6 protein-coding genes and 2 pseudogenes are annotated in these 5,261 nt (G+C 55.2%); 5 read left to right on the top strand and 3 right to left on the bottom strand.

Annotated features, from left to right (window positions below; translation table 11 throughout):
* On the top strand, nucleotides 1-525 hold a 525-nt coding region (locus tag B3F77_RS14485; RefSeq protein WP_293605635.1), incomplete at its 5' end, for a group II intron maturase-specific domain-containing protein.
* Nucleotides 526-598: 73 nt separating this feature from the next.
* Nucleotides 599-1,057: pseudogene (locus tag B3F77_RS14480) on the top strand (IS6 family transposase); the annotation flags it as partial.
* An 85-nt stretch (nucleotides 1,058-1,142) separates the two neighbouring features.
* On the opposite strand, the gene B3F77_RS14475 reads toward B3F77_RS14480, so the two are convergent.
* Complete coding sequence (locus B3F77_RS14475) at nucleotides 1,143-2,105, bottom strand: potassium channel family protein (protein WP_293605634.1); 963 nt, start codon at nucleotides 2,103-2,105, stop codon at nucleotides 1,143-1,145.
* 270 nt (nucleotides 2,106-2,375) lie between these two features.
* Nucleotides 2,376-2,480, bottom strand: a pseudogene (locus tag B3F77_RS20800) (IS3 family transposase); the annotation flags it as partial.
* 126 nt (nucleotides 2,481-2,606) lie between these two features.
* Between B3F77_RS20800 and B3F77_RS14470 the strand changes: the two are divergent.
* From B3F77_RS14470 to B3F77_RS14460, 3 genes are all read left to right on the top strand, one after another.
* Nucleotides 2,607-2,780, top strand: a complete 174-nt coding sequence (locus tag B3F77_RS14470; protein ID WP_293605633.1) for a hypothetical protein — start codon at nucleotides 2,607-2,609, stop codon at nucleotides 2,778-2,780.
* Between the two features lie 324 nt (nucleotides 2,781-3,104).
* Complete coding sequence (locus B3F77_RS14465; RefSeq protein WP_293605632.1) at nucleotides 3,105-3,413, top strand: DUF1778 domain-containing protein; 309 nt, start codon at nucleotides 3,105-3,107, stop codon at nucleotides 3,411-3,413.
* On the top strand, nucleotides 3,410-4,066 hold the full coding sequence (locus B3F77_RS14460) for a GNAT family N-acetyltransferase (RefSeq protein ID WP_293605631.1): 657 nt from the start codon (nucleotides 3,410-3,412) through the stop codon (nucleotides 4,064-4,066). Before B3F77_RS14465 ends, B3F77_RS14460 begins: the two co-directional genes overlap by 4 nt.
* A 163-nt stretch (nucleotides 4,067-4,229) precedes the next feature.
* On the opposite strand, the gene B3F77_RS14455 is transcribed toward B3F77_RS14460, so the two are convergent.
* Nucleotides 4,230-4,922 (bottom strand): IS6 family transposase, encoded by a 693-nt coding sequence (locus B3F77_RS14455; RefSeq protein ID WP_293605630.1) that lies wholly within the window; start codon nucleotides 4,920-4,922, stop codon nucleotides 4,230-4,232.
* Between the last annotated feature and the right edge of the window lie 339 nt (nucleotides 4,923-5,261).

Raw genomic sequence — 5,261 nt, 5'->3', positions numbered from 1 at the left:
CAGGCGCAAGAGGTCATGCAGGCCATTGCCTCACGGCTGGCTGAATGTGGGTTGACGATGCACCCGGAAAAGTCAAAGATCGTTTATTGCAAGGACCGCAGCCGCACCCAAGCCTATCCGAATGTGACCTTCACATTCTTGGGCTTCCAGTTTCGGCCTCGAAGGGCGCAGACGAAGCACGGGCACGTTTCCACAAGCTTCTTGCCCGGCGCCAGTCCTGTTGCCTTGAAACGGATGCGAGAGCAGGTGCGGGGGTGGCGGCTTACGGGCCAAACCTCAAAGCGCCTTGTCGAAGTTGCCAAGCAATGCAATCCCACGATACGTGGGTGGTGGAACTACTATGGAGCTTTTTATCGATCAGCCATGCAGGGTCTCTGTCGGTATTTGGACCGAAAGATTGTGCGTTGGGCTCGGCGCAAGTACAAGACACTGCGACGCCACAAGCGACGCGGTGAGGAGTGGTTGCAAAAGATCAAGGAAGCACAACCGCAGATGTTCGACCACTGGCGGACTCATGGGGCGTAGGTTGGATAACGGGAACCGTGTAAATCGAGAGATTTACGCACGGTTCTGCGAGAGGCTTTGGGTGAAACCCCCAAGGCCTACTCACCCCTACATCAAGGTTTCAGGCCAGTGGAAATATCTCTACCGCGCCGTCGATCGCGACGGCGACACCGTGGGTTTTCTACTCACTGCCAAGCGGGATCTGGCTGCGGCCCGGCGGTTCTTGGAGCGCGCCATCAACCTGCACGATGTGCCAGAGAAGATCACCATTGACAAAAGCGGCGCCAACACGGCCGCCATTGAAAGTGTCAAGGCCGACGCCTGCGTCGACATCCTGATGCGCCAAAACAAGTACCTCAACAACATCGTCGAACAGGACCACCGGGCCATCAAGCGGATCACCCGGCCGATGCTGGGCTTCAAGTCATTCTGGAGCGCCAGGATCATCATCGCCGGAATCGAAACCATGCACATGATCCGCAAGGGGCAGTTGGGCTGCCCCGAGGGCCAAACCATGTCCGCGGCACAGCAGTTCTATAGCCTGGCGGCTTGATCAACAGGCCGACCCCGCAACTCTTTTCGCCTCGGCTCCACTATCGCAACAAAACCGCCATTTAAAACAGCACAGCGAGTCGCTTTCAAACTTTGAACAGCTGTTCCAGATGCGCGCGTCCTCCCGGACTGGACATGAAGACCAGCACCGCACCCGCCTTGACGAGATGATCGTCGGCCGGATTGAACACCCATTTGCCATTCTCATGCGTGGCCAGGAGTATGTAGTCCCTTGACTTTGGAATCAATTCGACGACGGGTGTAGCCTGGAAGTGGGCCGGCACCATCACTTCCTCCACCCGCAGATATTCATCGGTGCGTAGCATCTGGTCCATGAAGTTGACGGCATGCGGCCGCACCATGGCCGAAGCGATGCGCAAACCGCCAGCGAAGTCGGGCGAGACTACTTCATCCGCCCCGGCGCGGCGGGCCTTGTCGATGTTGCGAATGTCATGCACGCGTGCCACCACCCGCGCCTTGGGGTTCAGCAGCTTGACCGACAGCGACAGCATGAGGTTGTGGCTGTCGTCGCCTGTCACGGCAAATACCCCGGCCGCAGCCATGATCCCTGCCCGGCGCAATGCTTCATCGTCAGCCGCGTCAGCATATAGGTGCAGCGTGTTTGGGTGCTGCTCCAGCCAACGGTCCAGCGCCAGACGATCAGTCTCGATCACCACCAGCCTGCGTTGGGTCTTGAGCAGTTCATCGGCTACGTTGGTGCCGACGCGGCCAATGCCGCACACAATGTAGTGCCCGGCGAGCCTGGCAATTTCCTTTTCCATGCGTTTTTTCCTTAGAGCGGCGTTGAGATCAGATTCAAGCAGCAGCGCTACAAAAGTGGAAAACAGGTAGCTCATCGTGCCAATGCCAATCACAGCAATGAACACGGTAAACAAGCGACCCATCGGGTGGCTGCTTAAATCGATTGTTTCACCAAAGCCAATGGTGGCCACGGTGATAAAGGTCATGTAAAAACCATCAATCCAGGTCGCCGATGGACGCCCGATGTACATGTAGCCGAGCGTGCCGATCACATGAATCAGCATCATCAGCACTGCGCCGTATATCAGCCCAGAGAAGTGAGGGCCCCGAAAGATCTTATGCAGCCTGATATCCTTAATAGTGACTTATTTGAAATTAATTTTCCAATGTAATATACCGCTCCCAGTCTCTCATTGTTGGCGTTGCTTCAAGAGAGCGACTCCGCCGAAGAACTCAAGATATTGCACCTGGGCGCCGATTCAGTCGGCGGTAGTCTGGCGCGCAGTGGCACAGGCATAGTGACTTGCCCCTGTTGGACGTACCGCTTAGCCACTTCATTATGCGGCCATCAATAGCTGTGCCGCGTGCCAGCTTTTCTCATACTGCATTGGGCTGACGTAGCCCAGCGTTGAATGCAATCGCCGGTGGTTGTAGAACGTCAGCTGTCTTCTTTCTCAATCAAAAAAGCACCATTTTTGGACCTCTCGCAATAACGTTTGAGAGGGGAAAGGGTGGACTGATTGCTGAGTTTTTGACGACTATTTTTTGCCGAAATTGGAGGGCAATTATTGAGCGAAGATTCTGGCCAATACCCGGCATTGGCCCATGATTGGGCAGAAAAATGGCTCAAAATGCGGGTTTTAGAAAATCTTCGTTTTGATAAAAGCGACGGGAACCCGCGTCATTATTGGACTTGGCGTGTTTTCGGTCAGGCACTACTTACCGGAGCATGGCCAAAGTGAGTGCCGTCTGACACGAAAGCCGAGACCGACGGCCGGATTCTCGCCAACCTTCTATCTCTGGTGCGCGAACAGGCAACAGATTGCCAGATCCTGTGCGGGTGTGACACTTTTACTTCAAAAACTGCGACACATTTACTTCGCCGGATGACCGGCCGCTTGTGGTTGTAAATCGCCTATCGCGACTGCCTGCTTTGGGGATGCGAATGGCAGGAGCCCTTGACCCTATGCACGTCGAGTTGACCCAAAATTCACCACACTGCTCTTGTATTTGTTCGTCATTTGTACTAACATTATGCCAATCAACTAACAAATCACAGTGAAATCATGGACTCAACGCCTGTATCCTTGACCCAGTCATCACGCACATCACGTTCGGCACGTCTGGGACTGCGTGCGACCGGACAGCAAGAAACCATTCTGCGCCGCGCTGCAGAGGTTGCACACAAGTCCTTGACCGACTTCATCCTCGACAGCGCCTGCCAGGCGGCCGAGCAGACACTGCTTGAGCAACGTCTTTTCATGGTGTCGGGTACTCAGTATCAAGCACTAATGGACTTGCTAGACCGTCCGGCTCAAGAGAATCAAGGTCTTCAAGACCTGTTTTCGCGCAAGGCCCCTTGGAATGTGCAATGACCTGGAGCTCCCCGGTTCCCCTGAACACAGTTCATCGCCTTGACACGTTTGATTGCGGTAAACCGGCACTCAATGAATGGCTGACGCGTCACGCGCGCCAAGCTCAAGGCAGCGGCTCAGCCAAGACCTTTGTGGCGGCGGACAATGATCGCGTGGGCGGATATTTCAGCCTCACGGTTGGACAAATCGACACGATAGAGGCCCCCGAGCGCATCGCCAAAGGGATGGGCCAATATCCGGTTCCTGTGGTGATCCTGGCTCGCCTGGCGGTGTCGCTGCAAAGCCAAGGGCGCGGCATTGGAACTGGCATGCTGCAGGACGCCATTCGACGCACCTTGCTCATTGCGGAGCAAGCCGGCATCCGGGCCATGCTCACTCACCCGATCGATGAAGATGCGGCACGCTTCTACAAGCGATTCGGCTTCGAGGCTTCGCCGCTGAGGCAAGACCAGCTTCTATTGCTGCTTAAAGATGCGCGCCGCTGGATCAACTTACCTAGTGCCAGACCGAAAACCCCATTTTTGCACACTCGAAATCGATTTCCTTGCGTCCGTTCCAACGTTGGGCCTGAGCCTAGCGCAGGGCAAGTCTATCCTCAGGGAGCTTCAGGCGGCAGTCGTTGTAAAGCAAATAGAACAGCTTGCCGCCGGTGAGCGAATCTGCAAACACTGCGGCCGTGCTCGCAATCTCAAGGACTACCACGACATTCACTACCGCAGCCTGTTTGGGGACGTCGTTTGCCGAATGCCGCGGTGGAGGGCTCTGTCGCGTTGCCGGCAGATGAACGTGCTTCTAACGGGAACGAATGCCAGTCGCTCAGACCGGACGGATTTTCCCTGCCAATGCATAAAACTGGTCGGCAAACGACATCTCACCGCAGCCGTTCATCATGAGCTGACCTTTGCGAATCATGTGCATCAGCTCGATACCGGCCAGCACACATTTGGCGGCTTGAAATGACTTGAAGTTGAGCATGGGTCTGGTGACCCGTTTGACAGCCTGATGGTCTTGCTCCACGATGTTGTTCAGATATTTGACTTGCCGGATGATGATCGGTGTTTCGCCTCTGGCATTGATCTCATCCATGGCTGCCTTGTTGGCGCCGCTCTTGTCCATCGTGACCTTCGCAGGAACACCGTTGGTTTGCATGGCTTTGTCAAAGAAGCGCATGGCTGCGGCCTTGTCGCGCTTGGCAGTCAGCAGGAAGTCGACTGTCTTGCCCTGCTTGTCTACCGCGCGGTAGAGATACTTCCAGACGCCTTTGACCTTGATGTAGGTCTCATCCATGCGCCAGCTCCCTCCCGCTGGGCGCTTGTATTTGCGAAAGACCTTTTCAAGCAATGGCAGAAACCGGATCGCCCAGCGGTTGATCGAAGAATGGTCGACGAACACGCCTCGCTCTTGCATGATTTCTTCCAAATGGCGATAGCTTAGCGGATAGGCCGCGTACCAACGGATGCATACCAGAATGACGTCGATTGGGAAGCGCATCCCTTTGGTAGCCAGCATCTCGTTTCAAGCCTTTTCAGTCAAAGCGCTCAGCATAGTCGAGTGGCCGGCTTGATTGTCAACGCGACAGAGCCCCTTGATCGCCCAGCGGTGAACCGTGACGTGATCCACGAAAACACCGCGCTCCTGCATCATCTCCTCGATATGGCGAAGGCTCAGCGGGTAGGCCACATACTAGGTCAGCATCACCTCAAGAGGGTCGTGCAACCGTTTGAGCACCTTGCGCAGCGTGCTGTTGATCAGACTTTGGCGAAAATCAAGCATGGGCAAGATTGTCGTTTATGCTTACTGCAACAGAGCCTGTTAATCCCTGTTCATCCCTTGGTTGAAAAATGAAAA

It is taken from the genome of Polaromonas sp. UBA4122 (assembly GCA_002381615.1).
Taxonomy (GTDB): domain Bacteria; phylum Pseudomonadota; class Gammaproteobacteria; order Burkholderiales; family Burkholderiaceae_C; genus Polaromonas.
Note: the sequence above shows the minus strand (reverse complement) of the source record. Positions and strands in the feature narration are given on the sequence as shown.